Origin of the sequence: Streptococcus mitis (genome assembly GCF_026782865.1) — a bacterium.
Classification (GTDB): Bacteria; Bacillota; Bacilli; order Lactobacillales; family Streptococcaceae; genus Streptococcus; species Streptococcus mitis_CG.
This window is the reverse complement of record NZ_JAKUXK010000006.1, coordinates 1-16229: the sequence shown is the minus strand read 5'-3', so window position 1 is coordinate 16229 and position 16229 is coordinate 1. Positions and strand designations below refer to the sequence as shown.

Annotated in this window: 10 protein-coding genes; 1 reads left to right on the top strand and 9 read right to left on the bottom strand. The window is 42.1% G+C overall.

What is annotated here, in order from left to right; genetic code table 11:
• Positions 1-140: 140 nt before the first annotated feature.
• The 6 genes from MK482_RS04735 to miaA all read right to left on the bottom strand — a co-directional run bounded on the left by MK482_RS04735 (position 141) and on the right by miaA (position 12567).
• Positions 141-7871, bottom strand: a complete 7731-nt coding sequence (locus MK482_RS04735) for a G5 domain-containing protein (protein ID WP_268718125.1) — start codon at positions 7869-7871, stop codon at positions 141-143.
• Positions 7872-8115: 244 nt separating this feature from the next.
• A complete protein-coding gene (locus MK482_RS04730; protein WP_268718124.1) occupies positions 8116-8871 on the bottom strand; it encodes an SDR family NAD(P)-dependent oxidoreductase in 756 nt (251 codons plus the stop codon).
• A gap of 20 nt (positions 8872-8891) precedes the next feature.
• Positions 8892-9821 (bottom strand): ribonuclease Z, encoded by a 930-nt coding sequence (rnz, locus tag MK482_RS04725; protein ID WP_268718123.1) that lies wholly within the window; start codon positions 9819-9821, stop codon positions 8892-8894.
• A 14-nt stretch (positions 9822-9835) separates the two neighbouring features.
• On the bottom strand, positions 9836-10459 hold the full coding sequence (locus MK482_RS04720) for a cystathionine beta-lyase (protein WP_153219339.1): 624 nt from the start codon (positions 10457-10459) through the stop codon (positions 9836-9838).
• Positions 10452-11690, bottom strand: a complete 1239-nt coding sequence (gene hflX, locus MK482_RS04715; protein ID WP_268718122.1) for a GTPase HflX — start codon at positions 11688-11690, stop codon at positions 10452-10454. The genes MK482_RS04720 and hflX overlap by 8 nt, the downstream gene beginning before the upstream one ends.
• On the bottom strand, positions 11683-12567 hold the full coding sequence (gene miaA / locus MK482_RS04710; RefSeq protein WP_268718121.1) for a tRNA (adenosine(37)-N6)-dimethylallyltransferase MiaA: 885 nt from the start codon (positions 12565-12567) through the stop codon (positions 11683-11685). Before miaA ends, hflX begins: the two co-directional genes overlap by 8 nt.
• A gap of 120 nt (positions 12568-12687) precedes the next feature.
• Here miaA and MK482_RS04705 point away from each other — a divergent pair, with 120 nt between their 5' ends.
• Positions 12688-12858: a DUF3042 family protein gene (locus MK482_RS04705; protein ID WP_001051780.1), complete on the top strand. Its 171-nt coding sequence runs from the start codon at positions 12688-12690 to the stop codon at positions 12856-12858.
• A 50-nt stretch (positions 12859-12908) separates the two neighbouring features.
• Here MK482_RS04705 and MK482_RS04700 read toward each other — a convergent pair whose 3' ends face one another.
• The 3 genes from MK482_RS04700 to MK482_RS04690 form a co-directional block, all read right to left on the bottom strand.
• Positions 12909-13748 carry a thymidylate synthase gene (locus MK482_RS04700; RefSeq protein ID WP_049551828.1) on the bottom strand — a complete coding sequence of 280 codons (840 nt, stop codon included), beginning with the start codon at positions 13746-13748 and terminating at the stop codon, positions 12909-12911.
• Between the two features lie 95 nt (positions 13749-13843).
• Entirely contained in the window at positions 13844-14803 is a 960-nt protein-coding gene (locus MK482_RS04695) for an ROK family glucokinase (RefSeq protein WP_031227726.1), read from the bottom strand.
• A 114-nt stretch (positions 14804-14917) separates the two neighbouring features.
• The coding region (locus MK482_RS04690; RefSeq protein ID WP_268718120.1) for an Ltp family lipoprotein at positions 14918-16229 on the bottom strand (1312 nt) is incomplete at its 5' end.

Genomic DNA, 16229 nt, shown 5'->3' with positions numbered 1-16229 from the left:
CTACAAAATAGGATAGACAATAACACTATACAATTTTATACAAAGAAAATCCCTTAGAAACTTATATTCTAAGGGATTTATCTTCTATCTAGGACAGAGTTTCTCTCTGATCTTTAATGATAAAGAAGGTATCAAAATTTCTAGTCTTCTTTTTTACCTTTAGTGGATACTAATCCTGCACTCAAACCGAGAAGAGCTAAACCTGCTGCTACTGCTGCTTGGCTTGCCGCACTTCCTGTATTTGGTAACTGGGCTTTGTTAATTTGACTAGATTCACTTGAAGCGATTGGTTTTTTAGCTTCTTGAGTTACTGGTTTTGTTGTTTCACCAGCTGTACCGACTTCTACGATACGATCCTGAGCCATAACTTTATCATAGTTATCCTTTTCAGTTCGTTTACCATTTTCAACCTCAATCAAGTGAACACGGACACCTTGTCTTCCTTCTTGAATGACACGGGTTTCACCTAGATACAACTTATCAGACTTACGCTCCTGAACTTTGAAGTCGATGGTTTCTTCTTCGACTACAAGTTCTGGTCTGTTGAGCACAAGATTTTTCACTTCGTCTTCTGGAAGAGAAGTGCCTGGGTTGGTCCCCACTTCCACGATACGATCTTGTGCAGCGACTTTATCATAGGTTTCTTTGAGTTGGCGTTTACCATTTTCCACTTCGATCAAGTGAACACGGATGCCTTGTCTTCCTTTTTGAATGACACGGGTTTCACCTAGATACAACTTGTCAGACTTACGCTCCTGAACTTTGAAATCAATGGTTTCTTCTTCGATTACAAGTTCTGGTCTGTTGAGCACAAGATTTTTCACTTCGTCTTCTGGAAGAGAGGTGCCTGGTTTTGTTCCAACTTCCACGATACGATCTTGTGCAACGACTTTATCGTAAGTTTCTTTAAGCTGATGTTTCCCATTTTCCACTTCAATCAAGCGAACACGGACACCTTGTTTTCCTTCTTGGAGGACACGGGTTTCACCTAGATACAACTTATCAGACTTACGCTCCTGAACCTTAAAGTCAATGGTTTCTTCTTCGACTACAAGTTCTGGGCGATTCAGAACAAGATTCTTCACTTCGTCTTCTGGAAGAGAAGTACCTGGATTGGTCCCCACTTCCACGATACGATCTTGTGCAACGACTTTATCGTAAGTTTCTTTAAGCTGACGTTTTCCATCTTCCACTTCGATTAAACGAACACGGACACCTTGTTTTCCTTCTTGGAGGACACGAGTTTCACCTAGATACAACTTATCAGACTTACGTTCCTGAACATTGAAGTCGATGATTTCTTCTTCGATTACAAGTTCTGGTCTGTTAAGGACAAGATTTTTCACTTCGTCTTCTGGAAGAGAGGTGCCTGGGTTGGTTCCGACCAAGACGATGCGGTCTGTTGGTGCCTCTACCACTTCATGGAGTTTTTCTTCCTTACTCCCATCAGGATTAGTGCTTGTAAAGATACGTTCCTTACCAACTTTTCCTTCTTGTTCTACACGAGTTTCACCAAGATACAGTCTTGAATCTTTTTTCTCAACTATCTTGTAGGCCAAATCTTTTTCAACAAATTCGAGTTTTGGAAGATCTTCTTGTACAGCAGCAACTGTCTTCTCAGAAACTGGTTTTTCCTTAGTCAACTGGATACGGTATTCCTTGACTTGTTTTCCACTTTCTGAAACGAGGCGAACAAGTACTGGAAGGCTATCTTCTCCACTATCTACCACAGTTGAAGTTACTTGATTGTTTTCTTCAACTGCGACTTTTGGACGTTGACCTTTATAGGTGATTTGATAATCTTGACGATTTTCAGCGAAATCAGGGAGTTCTTTTCCATCTACAAGAATCTTCGATTGAGTGCTTTCTTGAGGCAATTCGCTTGGTGCAAGGAAGGTCATCTCAATCATCGCAACACCGCTCTTATCTGCTTTACGCTCCATACGCCACCTCATAGCTTTGGCTTTGACAGCTTTAAATGTTACGTTGATTTCATCACCAGCTGCAATGTCTTTATCCGCGCGATAAGGAACAGCTTCCCAATTTTCTGGGTTGTTGAATGGATGTCCTGATTCGTAAGCTTGGTAGTTTGAATAGTAGGTCGGTACTTCAAAGTCTGGACCGACATATCGCTCTAAAACAAGTTTAGAAGGCGCATCCGTACCACTATCTGCAAAGAAGTGAAGTTTGGCTTGAGCAACAGTCCGCTCTACAATCTTACCATTTTCACGGAAGATCACACCTGCTGATACTTCTGGATTAGAAGATGGCGTTGGAGACCAGTTTGTCCAACGACGATTTTCAGAGTGATCTCTATCATTGATATAGTCAACCCGGTCATGAGAACTGTCGTCAATATCATTAGTTGCTGAAGCAAAGGCCTGGTTACTGTTTTCATCATAGTTAGGGTTATCTGAAAGAACCTCACCAAGTTTGTCTGTCACTCGTACAGTGAAATCAGCAACAAGGTCACTACCAAGGACACGACCTCGAACAGTAAATTGACCTGCTTTTGTCAGATTTTCCGCTGGAACTTCTTCCCATTCAACTGTCGGGTCTTTTGTTTCGTAGCCGTCTTTACCTGTGAAGTAAACTGGAACCTTAGTCGGCAATTCAAGTGCTTGACCTAGTTGCAACAAGCGAGCTTGTTTAACCGCAGCAACAGGTTTACGAGAAAGTAAGTCTTTATCCTTAGTGAAGTGCAGACGGTATTCTCCTAAGATGTCGCCATTTTCAGCTTTCGCGATGACACGAACTGGCTCACCTTCACGAACACTTGGAACGACGGTAGCGAGACCATTGTTGCTAACACTTGCTGTGACTGCAGGAACTTTTCCATCTACAGACTCAAGGTAGTAGTCTGTCAAATCAGGGTTGAAGTTTGCTAAGTCTTTGCCGTCAACTTGGATTCTTGTTTGTCCTTGTTTGGCTGCCGCAACTTGTTTCGCAAAGATTTGTACTTCTGTGATAGACGTTCCACGCTTGTTATCTGCTTTAACCATGCGAATACGAACAGCATAGGTTTCAACTTTATCAAAGCTAAAGTGGTTCATTTCTCCAGCCTTGAGTTGAGCAGGGGCTTTTAGATTAGTCACTTGTTTCCAGTTAGCAGAATCATTAAAGACATGGTCCTCATTACCTACAAAGCTAGGATTCTTAGGAGCTGTTGGAGCAGTATTACCAACATAATACTCAATCACATAAGACTTCGGTGCACCAACTCCATGGTCTTCGTGGAATCCGACACTTAGATTATCAACGGAGCGTTTGCTCAAGATACCGGAATCTCCAAACAGAACACCGACTGAAGCTTCTGGATTACTACGATTCCAGTTTGTCCAACGATTGGCTGGTCGGTCATTAAAGGAAATCAATTTATCGTTGACATTTGAAACAGGGTCGGTTGGATTTGAGTCTGAAGCAAAGGCAAGTGGCAATTCTGAACCGGTCCATTGGTCAGAAATGTTTGCACCTTGCTCAGTTTGAGCAGATACGCGAACATGAAGTTTAGTTGTTAATTGAGTGCCTTCTAAGCGACCATTAACTGTAAAGACACCTTCCTTAGCGTATTGCTCTGGACGAATCGCATCCCATGCAACCTTAGCTGATGAAACGTGACCATTTGAATCATATGTACGAACGCTTTCTGGTAATTGTGGTGCTTCTGCGATTGGAGTTGTCACACTAACTTCTTCAACTGAAACGATGCCTTCTACAGATACTTTAGCACGCGCTTCCAGGTCAATTCCTTCAACTTTACCTAACACTTCAAAGCTTTGATAGTGGTCTAGTTTTTCTTTCGGAATAGCTTGCCAAGTGACTTTGTGAGCTTTAGGGAAACCTTTGTCATACTCAACCGTTACTGTTGACGGAAGAGTAGGTTCTTGGTGTAAATCTGTCACTACATTCACAGGACGTATGGATTGCGCAATCTTCTTCTCAGTATTGGCTTGGATAGTGAGATTGATTTTACCCGTAGCACCCTCATATTCAGCTTTCAGAGTGAGTGCTCCTGGTTTATGCAACTCAAGCATTCCTTTTCGGACTACAACTTCCCCTTCACCGCTTGTAGAGAAACTCACCTTATCAGCTGGTAATACAGCTTGCGTTCCATCTTGATAGTGAGCTCGAACTGACAAGTTGACTGTTTGGTCTTCTTTGAGACTGTCAGCTTGTTCCACTTGCAAGTTCAAGTTAGCAATTTTGGGTGCTTCTTCTAGGAATTGAATTGCATAGGTTTGAAGAGGGCCACCATCTTTAGGCTGAACAAAGATGCTCGCACGCATGCCGTTTGCTGCGCTTGCTTGAAGAACTGTAACATCAGCATTTTCAGCACTTGCTGTGACTTCTGGCAATTGGGCACCATAAGCAAGAGTGCGGTATTGCATTGGTTGTTGACTAGTAAGCCCTGTTACTGCCTCACCACCAACAGTAATAGTTGGCACTACAGGTGCTGCAGCATTTCCTTCTTCTACCACAAGGGTTGCATGAATAGTTTCTCCAGCTAACTGACCAGTCATTTGAATACGTGATTCAGCTACTGAAAGTTTGGCTTTATCTGCTTCCGCAATCTCCCAGCTATCTACTTCGTAGTCTTGTACACTTCCATCGGTTACAAGTATTGACACATATTTATCTACAGTGTTCAAGTCTGCTCCTGGAGCAACACGTTTAACTGTTGGTAATTCTTTCGCAATTGCTAGAACCTCGACACGAGCCTCTACCTCACGTCCATTTGCTGTACCTTTAACAGTCACAACTCCTGCTTGACTAATATCGACTTGAGACCAAGTTACTGGAAGTTTTTCACGACTACCATCGCTGTATACAAAACCTACTGTTTTCGGCATTTTTGGTTCTTTACCAATTAATGTACGAACTCTTGCTACTTCTGTCCCCAAAACAGTCTTCTCTTGTCCTTCTTTTTTACCAGTAAAGACAGTTACTTGACTAGATTTCAAGAGATCTGAATGGGCTGTCAGTGTGAATTTCCCTGCTTGTTCAGTTGATTTGACAATTGCAACCCCTTTACCGTTAAATGCTCTACGAATCCAAGAACCATCTGCTTGCGCCTTATATCGTTCACGGCTGGCTTGTTCTCCGTTATCGACACCGACAAGTTGACCTTGTCCGTGCAATTGGAAGCGAACCAGATTATTAGCAGTTGGTACTACATTCCCTTGACTGTCAACAATTTCATAGTAGATGTAAGTCAAGTCTTTTCCATCTGCTGCGATTGCATGATCTTCTTTGATAAGACGAACAGCCGCTGGCTTACCAGCAGTCGTAATCTTATCTCGAGCAATTTCCTTGCCAGATTCATCACGAGCAATTGCTTCCAAGGTACCTGGTTGATAAGCAACTTTCCATTCAAGATAAAGTTCATTAGCATTAGCACCTTCTTGGTAAGTTCGTCCATCGCTAGTTTGTTTTTTGTTGAATTTCTTCTCTCCTAGAGACTGGCCATTTAAGAACAATTCTACACTAGAAGCATTCGAATAAGCACGAACTGGAATCTTACCTTCTGAGTCAGCTACTTTGGATGCTAATTCTTTGTTTTCCCAGTTCCAGTGAGGAAGGAGGTGAACCATTGGTTTCTTCTTAACAGAAACCCATTGGCTTTGGTAGAGATAGAAGTCATGTTTTGGAATACCCGCTGTATCTACAATACCAAAGTAAGAGCTTTTAACCGGCGTGTGGTTTTGGTTGTGCCATGGAGTTGGTTCACCGATATAGTCCGTACCTGTCCAGATAAATTGACCAGCATAACCAGCATTATCACGGTCAAAAGTCCATGAAGCGGTTGCTGTTTTCCCCCAACCAACACGATCATTCCCATAGTCAGACTGTTCATAATTACGCTCAGGACCGTTACTATGTTTCAATTCACGTTCAGGGCGATAATAGCTACCACGTGTACGAGTAGCAGAAGATGTTTCTGAACCATAAATCAACCAATTAGGATGTTTTGCGCGAAGGGCCTTGTAGTTATCTTCAGAATAGTTAAATCCAACCGCATCCAGTTCATCTGCAATTTTCTCATGTCCACCACTACCATTACCGAAACGGAACTTATCTGCTCCCATGGTAACATAACGAGTCTTATCAACACCCTTGATAACCTTGATCAAACGTTTTACAGTTGCTAGAGAGTGGGCATCACCATTAGCTTCACCAATTTCATTTCCGATTGACCACATAAAGATAGCTGGGTTGTTTTTGCCTCTTTCGACCATGGTACGTAGGTCAAAATCAGACCATTTTTCACCTTTTTTAGCCTCAGGGTGAGTAGCATCTTTCTCAAAGAAACGGCCATAGTCATAAGGTTTCTTTCCGCCATACCAGGTATCAAAGGCCTCTTCTTGAACAAGCAAACCAAGTTCTGCTGCGATTTGCAAAGTTTGCTCACTAGCAGGGTTGTGGGTTGTACGAATCGAATTCACTCCCATTTCCTTCATCTGTTTCAGTCTACGGTACTCAGCCTTGTAGTTTTCTTCTGCTCCAAGCGCTCCGTGGTCATGGTGCAAGGAAACTCCATGGAATTTAATGCGTTCACCATTCAAAGAGAAACCTTCATTTGGAGTCCAGTTATAGTAACGGTAACCAAACAGATCCTTCTTAGCATCAACCAACTGACCATCACGGTATACACGCGTAATCAATTCGTACAAGGCAGGTTTGTCGTTTAAAACTGTCCAGAGTTTTGGTCTTTCAACTTCTAAAATCGCATCAAGACTAGTTACTTCATGTGCTTTCAAGGTACGGCTCTCTGTACGTACTAGACCTGTCACAGCCTGACCACCACGTTCAACGATTTGATATTCTGCTACAAGTTCATGGTCTTTGTCGTCCGTATTGACGATTTTGCTGGTCACATGAGTTTCAACCTTGCCATGTTGTTGTTCTTCAAGTTTTGGTGTTAAGATGGTTGTCCCATTTTTCTCAACATGCACCTTATCTGTCACTTGTAAAGTCACATCACGATAGATACCACTTCCTGAATACCAACGACTACTTGGCTGTTTGTTGACTGCATGAACAGCAATTACATTCTCACGACCATCTTTGTTCAAGTATTTAGTGATATCATATGAAAATTGATTATAACCATTTGGATAATGACCCACTAACTGACCGTTGACATAAACTTGAGAATCCATGTAGACGCCATCAAAAGTAAGGCGAACATTTTTCTTGAGGTCTTTTTCATCTAGTTTGAAAGTCTTGCGATACCAAGCTTCCCCACCGTTAAGCTGTCCACCTTCATTTTGTGCAGGAGATTCATGATCGAAATTGTTAAAGATACTCCAGTCATGCGGTAAATCTAATTTTTTCCACGTAGATACATCTGCATCCGGTTTAATGGCTTCCTTAGAATTCGCATTGAGTTTAAAGTGCCAATTTTGATTAAAATTCACTTTCCTGTCTTCAATCATTTGATTGACTTCTTCATTTGTCACAGCTTTAACATCTTCCTTGAGCGGTTTTTCTTGACTTGAAGCTTGTGATTCTATCCTTGGAGCTTTTGCTTCCGGTTTAGCAGACACTTTTTCCTCTTTTGGAGTTACGGCTTCATCTTCTTTCTTCTCAGATGAAATAGACTCAGTTACACTAGGTTGTTTTTGTGCTGTCCTTTCAACTACATTTTTAGTTTCCAAAGCTTGATCAACCTTTTCTTCTACTATTGGTTTTTCCTCTTTAGGTTTCTCAGCAGTATGAGTAATAGGTGTTTCATCCGCATAAACTATAGATTCTCCAGCTATATTTCCACCTAATAGAACTGCACAAGTCCCAATCATTACTGAGCAAGCTCCCACAGCAAACTTACGAATGCTATAAACTCTTTTCCGATTCCAATGGCCTTTCCCCATAAAACCCTCCTTTTAGTAATCGCTTTCATTTTTGTGTAAGCGCATAACTTTTAATAGTCTTTTATCCTTATTTTATAAAATAATATAGGAATTTTCAATACTTTAAGCACATAAAATAATATTTTTGATTGTTTTTTCTAAAATTTGTGAAATAATTAAAAAAACTGAATGTAGTTTTAAAATAAAAATGCTCATTAACATTTAAATTAAAAGAATTAAAAAGTCCCTTTAAAAGGAACTTCTTCTATTTATAATTAAAAGTCTCCCCTGCCAACTTATCAGCTAGCTTGGGAAAGAGGGTATAAAACTTATGAGCCAAGTTTAACAAAACCGGGAGATTGAGTTCACGTTTGTTTTTTCCTATAATCTTGACAATCTTTTTAGCCACTGCATCTGGTTCTAGCAGGAAGCGGTCAACAGACTTGAGATAGGTACCATCTGGGTCAGCCTGGTCAAAAAATCCTGTTCGGATTGGTCCTGGATTGACTGTTGTCACATAGACTCCATATGGCATAAGTTCGAGGCGTAACGCATTTGAAAAACCAATGGCCGCAAACTTGGTCGCTGAGTAGAGACTAGACTTACCAGTAGCAATCAAACCTGCCATACTAACGATATTGATGATATGGCCTTTTCGACTTTCCTTCATTCGAGCCGCAAGGCGACGAGACAGATTCATCAGAGCAAAGGTATTGACCTCGAACATTTGATGAATATCTTGGTCGGAAATCTGGTCAAATTCCTCAAAGATTCCGTAACCAGCGTTGTTTATCAATACATCAATCTTGCCATAGCGGAGATAGAGGTCTGCTATCAGAGTTTCTAAGGCTGAATCATCGGTAATATCGATTTCAATCAATTCTGCATGGGGATGGTTTCCGTAGAGTTGGGCTAATTTTTCCTTATTTCGACCAAGCAAGATGAGTTGGTCATTTGGCAGGAGTTTGACCATTTCTTTGGCTAGGCCACCGCTTGCTCCAGTAATGAGAATAGTAGGCATACTTATCCTTTCTCAATCTTTTAGATTTCCACTTCTTCTAAGTCTTTGACCACATGGACATTTTCAAAAACACTAGCAGCGTCTTTTTTGAGCTTGCTGATATCTTTTGAGAGGAAACGGGCACTGATATGGTTGAGCAGGAGGCGTTTAGCACCTGCTTCTACCGCTACTTGTGCAGCTTGCATGTTAGTTGAATGACCATGATTACGAGCAATTTTTTCATCACCCTTGCCATAAGTGGACTCATGGACAAGGACATCGGCATTGACAGCCAGACGCACACTAGCATTGGTTTTTCGGGTGTCACCAAGAATGGTGACAATCTTACCTGGACGTGGCGCTGAGATATAGTCTGCTGCCTTGATTTCAGTTCCGTCTTCCAAAACAACATCCTGACCGTTTTTGATTTTTCCAAAAAGTGGGCCAAATGGGACACCAGCTGCCTTGAGTTTTTCAGCATCCAGCGTTCCTTCAAGATCCTTTTGCATGACACGATAGCCAACGCAGAAAATAGTGTGGTCCAACTCCTCTGCATACACTGTGAATTTATCGGTCTCAAGGATTTTTCCTAAAGAATCTTGGTCAAACTCATGAAAATGAATACGGTAAGGCAGGCGCGAACCTGACACACGAAGGCTGGTTAAGACAAAGGACTTGATCCCTTGAGGTCCATAGATTTCCAAATCCGTCTGCTCTTCATTAGCCTGAAAGGCTCGACTAGAAAGGAAACCTGGTAAGCCAAAAATGTGGTCTCCATGCAGGTGGGTGATAAAGATTTTGCTAACCTTACGCGGTCGAATTGTGGTTTCCAGAATGCGATTTTGCGTACCTTCTCCACAGTCAAAGAGCCAGACTTCGTTAATCTCGTCCAAAAGTTTCAGAGCGAGACTTGAAACGTTGCGGGCTTTAGAGGGCTGGCCAGCCCCCGTTCCTAAAAATTGAATATCCATTCGATACTTTCTAATTAATCAATATATAACATGGCTGTGCGGTTTTCCGATCGGAAATAGCGCTTGCCAGAAAAAGCTGTGGCTTCTTGTAATAACTCCTCTTGGCTGTAACCTTTAAGACGTTTACGACCATCAGTCAAGCTTTCCAAATCAGTCAAAGCCGTGAGACTCTCCATGCTAACAACTTCCTCATCTCCAACAGCCTTCATGTAAATCTTGCCAGACTCTTCAAAGACTAGTTGATGGGGAAAAATTTGTGCAATTTCAAAAAGCAAGTCATCCGAAATCTTCTCTTCATTCTCAGAGAAAATTCGACCCAGTCCCTCACTCTCATAACAAAAACCAAAGGATTTGCCCGATAGGTTAAGACGAATAAAAGGCTTGTTTTCTATGGTGAAACTTGGCTCAACGTTGTAAAGATTCAGTTCCTGACTGAGTTCCGAAAAATAATCCGTCGCTGCTTCAGGACTCTTTTTCTGATAGAGTTCTGCAAAGTAAGCATTGACCACGCTGGGAGGAGGAGTAATCAGTGCCAACTGCTCCTGCTCTGTTCTACCAGTTAGAAGTTGGTCCAGATAGACCTTATCCAGACTTGTATAGCCCCCATATTTTAGAGCTAAGGTTTTGATATCAGTCATAAAATTCTTCTAACCTCCATTTGTTTTTCTCGGAAATGTAGCCTCTAATCACTTCGCCGTCATCTTGATAATCACGTTCTTCAAGAATCGCAACACTTTCTAAATCATGAATCTTGTAGGACTTTGAAAAAGGCACGCGCAGAGTAAAGGACTCAAAAATATCCTTGATTTTCTCTAAAAACAAAGCCTGCAAATTCTCTCGACTATCCTCAGACTTGGCAGAAATGAGCGCATAGGGCGTTTGGGTCGGCGTAAAATCCTCCACCAAATCCGCTTTATTATAAAGGGTCAGGTGAGGAATATCTTCCATGTCCAGGTCTTTCATGATGGACAGGACTGTTTTTTCATGCTCCTCATGGTAAGGATTGCTGGCATCGATAACATGAACCAGAAGGTCCACATGCTTGCTTTCTTCCAAGGTTGACTTAAAACTGGACACCAACTCTGTCGGCAAATCTTGGATAAAGCCAACTGTATCTGTTAAAGTTACTTGGAGATTTCCCCCCAGATGGATACTCTTAGTCGTCGCATCTAGAGTCGCAAATAGCTCGTCAGCCTCATACTGGGTCTTACTGGTCAAGGTGTTCATGATAGTTGATTTCCCAGCATTGGTGTAACCAATCAAACCAATCTTAAAGGTGCTTGACTCCAAACGTTTTTCTCTGACAGTCGCCCGATTTTTCTCAACCACCTTGAGCTGGCGCTCGATATCCGTGATTTGATTGCGAACGCTACGACGGTTCAGCTCCAGCTGGCTTTCACCAGGTCCACGGGAACCAATTCCTCCTGCCTGACGGCTGAGCATAATCCCCTGACCAACCAAACGAGGCAAGAGGTATTTGAGCTGAGCTAGGTGGACTTGGAGTTTCCCTTCATGACTTCGAGCCCGCATTGCAAAGATATCCAGAATCAACTGCATACGGTCAATGACCTTGACACCGAGAACTTCTTCTAAATTGACATTCTGCCGTGGTGTCAAACGATTGTTGACGATGACAGTGGTAATTTCTTCTGCATCCACCATGAGCGCAATTTCTTCTAACTTACCAGAGCCGACGAAGGTCTTGGAATCATATTTTTCACGTTTTTGTCTGTAACTATCTACAACGACTGCCCCAGCTGTCTTAGCTAGACTAGCCAATTCTTCCATAGAGAGATCAAAATTGTCCATGCCCTGCAATTCCACACCAATCAGCAGGACTCGCTCCTCTTTTTTTTCCGTATCAATCATCTAAAAACTCCTCTATCTGGCTTAAAATGCGGTCTTGCACACCAGCTTCTCCAATCTGATAAAAGGTGACCTGCATGCGGTTACGGAACCAGGTCAACTGACGCTTAGCAAAACGACGAGTCGCCTGTTTTAGACTCTCGCTGGCTTCCTCGAGAGTCTGCTCTCCACGGAAATATGGAAAGAGTTCCTTGTAGCCAATGCCTTTGGCAGCCTGCACATCTGGATAATGGTCAAACAACCACTTGGCTTCGTCTAGAAGTCCAGCTTCAAACATCAGGTCCACTCGGTGATTGATACGTTCATATAATTGACTGCGTTCATCATCCAAGCAGATAATCAATGGTTCATACAAGGTCTCTTGATTTTCCAAATCCTGACCAAAATGGGCAATTTCCAAGGCACGCATAGCACGACGACGATTAAATTGGGGAATTTCAAGACCTGCTTGCTCCACCAAATGAGCTAATTCCTCATCTGTATAAGGCTCCAATCTAGCTCGATAAGCTAAAATTTCCTCATGTGGTGTCTCTCCACCGAGATGGTAGCCTTCTAGCAAGCTCTGGATATAAAGCCCAGTTCCACCAGCGATAATGGCTAGCTTGCCACGACCATGAATATCCTCAATAGCCATCTTAGCTTCTGAAACAAAATCAAAAGCCGAGTAAGACTCGGTTACCTCTCTAACATCGATTAAATGATGGGGAACAGCTGCCTGCTCTTCTGGACTAGCCTTAGCCGTCCCAATATCTAGACCTCTATAGACTTGCTGACTATCACCGCTAACAACTTCGCCATTAAAACGCTTGGCCACTTCAATGGCAAGGGCTGTTTTTCCAACAGCAGTCGGTCCAACAATCACAATTATTTTTGTTTTCATCTTTTTTCCTTGAAAAATTCCCATTTTTTCGTTACTATTATTATAACACAAAAAGGTCAGTCAGAAAAATGTGACCTCTTGAGGGGGCTGGCTGATTAAGAAGATAAAGGAGGAAGACTCATGGCTAAAGGATTCGCTAAAGGTCTTGTAACAGGTGTCGCAGGAACTGTCGCTGCAGTTGCAGGTGCAGTATACGCATTTAAAAAGAAAGTGATCGAACCAGAAGAGCAAAAAGCAGCTTTCATCGAAGAAAACCGTAAAAAAGCAGCTCGTCGCCGCGTATCACGTTAAGAAACAAAAGAAGTTGGGATTTATTGTCTCAACTTCTTTTTTCTATTCTTTTAAATAGCTAGGTCAAACTTCAACTGTGGCTTGACAGGGTCATAATCCACCAACTCAAAATCTTCTGCTTTGATATCAAAGAAACTAGTCCCATCAGGAACATTTAAAACCAAGCGTGGTTGGCAGTTTGACGGCTCACGACGAAGCAATTCCTCTGCTTGTTCAAATTGATTATCATAGATATGGAGGTTGTTGATGAAGTAGAAGAACTTCCCAACCTTCCAGCCAAAATGCTTGGCAATCATCATTTGAAGAGCCACGTACTGCATAGCATTGATGTGGTGGGCCACTAGCATGTCGTTAGAACGCTGGGTCAAGGTCGCATCCAGATAGATTTCTCCATCTACACGGCGGACATCAAACATGGTCTGAAAGGCGCAGGGGAGCAGCCCATCTGTCTCCTCAAAAGCTTGATAATCCCAGAGAGAGATAATATTGCGGCGGTTCCAAGGGTTGGCTTCCAACTGCTTGAGAAGCTTATTGATGATGTCGTGTTTCTTAACGACCGCCCCGTAACGCTCACCAATAGTTCCCGTATCTCCCACTTCCCAGTCATTCCAGTAGTGAACATTGTACTTGTCATTAAGCACGTCTAAGCTATTTGACTGGTCTTGGTAAATCCAGAGCACTTCCTTGATGGCGGATTTGATAGCGATAGGACGCAAGGTTGTAATGGGGAATTCCCCCTTGGCCAAGTCATACTCTGCAAAGGCACCCGTTACGTACTTGGAGTTGGCAACAGTCCCATCCTTGTACTTGGGACGTGCTTGTTCAGAAAAGACGCCGTCTTTGAGGATTCGTTCAATATTCTCTTTAAAAATCGTATCTGCTTTTGTCATTTACTCTCACCTCATTTGTTTCCTAACTAGTATAGCATAAAAAAGAAAAGAGGAACATTACTAACTCTAGGTCAGCATTTTTCCTCTTTTTTATTTTACTGCAATACAAGTGATGCTGCTCCGATAACTCCAGCGTCATTTCCTAGAGTTGCAAGAGCCAATTTAGTAGATGTGCGTACTTGTGGGAAGGTATTTTCATCGTAGACTTTTTGAACACCTTGTAGAAGGAATTCTCCTGCAGCTGACACACCGCCACCGATAACGATTGTTGATGGGTTTAGGATTGAACCAATGTTGGCACAAGCGATTCCCAAGTAACGTGAGAAGTTACGATAAACGATCAAAGCAAGGTCGTCTCCTTCTTTTGCAAGGTCAAAGACAGTCTTAGCAGTTACTTCTTCTCCGTTATCAATCAAGCGTTTCAAGGCTGCATCGCCTTCGTATTCATCGGCATAGCGACGAGTCAAGTTGACAATCCCTGTTGCAGAAGCGACTGTCTCAAGACAGCCTTTCTTACCACAGGTACATGCGATTGGTTGGTCAAAGTCAACAGTGATGTGGCCAAGCTCACCTGCTGCACCAGCAACACCGTGAAGCAATTTGCCTTCTGCAACGATACCGCCACCAACACCAGTACCGAGTGTCATAAAGACAACGTCTGGTTGGTTATCTCCAGCACCCATCCAGCGCTCACCAAGAGCAGCTACGTTGGCATCATTATCGATGAAGAAAGGAATGCCCAAGGCTTTTTCAATCTTTTCTTTGATTGGTTGAAGGGTTTTCCAGTTGAGGTTGTAGGCACCAATAACAGTTCCTTTTTCACGGTCAACCACACCAGGTGATCCCATTCCAATACCTTGGAAGTCTGCTGCTGCCAATCCAAGCAAGTCCAAACGATGTTGAATAGACTCAATCATATCATCTACGATATGACTTCCCTCATCCAAAATGTTGGTCTTGATAGACCATTTTTCTTGGATCTCTCCTGCTGTTGTCAAGATTGCAAATTTGATAGAAGTTCCACCAAGGTCAATCCCAATAATCTTTTGACTCATCGTCTTCTCCTTTTTCATTATGAATTAATTGAAAATGCTTACAGATATAGTATAACAAAAACATCTCTTTTGTGCAAAGGTTTGCATGAAAAAGTTACATTTTATAATTAATAACTATTTATCTCCTAGTTTTTGAATTGCATAGTTTGCTTCTTCTTTTGTAAATTGTCCACTCCAAGGAGAAGTTAGCCTCTCATAAATTTTTGTCTTTGATAAATTGGTATTCTTTCGGTATTCTCTTGCTCGAATTAAGGCATTTGCCTTATAATCTGCATTCAAGTGATCGATGGCATACTGCACTGCTGAACTTGAAAAACCATGCCATGTTAATTGGTCATAGAGAGCTTTTTTTGACATATGTGAAAACGAATTATAGCTTCTCGCTTTAATTAAAGCAGCATTGTACGGGTTCCCATCTGCCGGTTTTGGTTGTCGCACACCATCGTATCCTACATAGTAACGGCCACCATCTACCCATTTGCCCCTAACCATTTCACCATCTGATTTAACATAGTAACGACCGCCATCTACCCATTCATTCTTGGCCATCTTTCCATCTGATTTATAATAATAGTATCCTACCCATTTATTGCGAGGATAGCTGCCTTCTGATGGTAGATTAAGTTTTTGAATTGCATAATTAGCTTCTTCTTTTGTAAATTGTCCACTCCAAGGAGAAGTTAGCCTCTCATAAATTTTTGTCTTTGATAAATTGGTATTCTTTCGGTATTCTCTTGCTGTAATTAAGGCATTTGCTTTGTAATCTGCATTCAAGTGATCGATGGCATACTGCGCTGCTGAACTTGAAAAACCATACCACGTTAATTGGTCATAGAGAGCTTTTTTTGACAGACGTAAAGACGAATTATAGCTTTTCGCTTTACTTAAAGCAGCATTGTACGGATTCCCATCTGCCTGTTTTGGTTGCCGCACACCATCGTATCCTACATAGTAACGGCCACCATCTACCCATCTATTCCTTAGCATTTTGCCTTTAGAATCAACATAGTAACGCCCACCATCTACCCATTCATTCTTGGCCATCTTTCCATCTGATTTGAGATAAGAATTTCCTACCCATTTATTGCGAGCAGAGCTTCCTTCTGCTGTTAGATAATAATATGAACCATGGTTTTTATCATAAATCCAGTCACTTTTAACCTTTTTTCCATCAGAATCAACATAATAACGACCACCATCTACCCATTGATTTTTAGCTCTCTTTCCATCTGATTTGAGGTAGTAATTTCCTACCCAGCCAGACTGAACTTTAGATTGTGATTTATCCTGTTTAGGAGTTGTTTCTTTAGCTTTTTCAGTCGGTTTTGGTGCCGGCTTCGGCGCAGGTTTTGGTGCCGGCTTCGGCGCAGGTTTTGATGCTGGCTTCGGCGCAGGTTTTGGTGCCGGCTTCGGCNNNNGTTTTGAT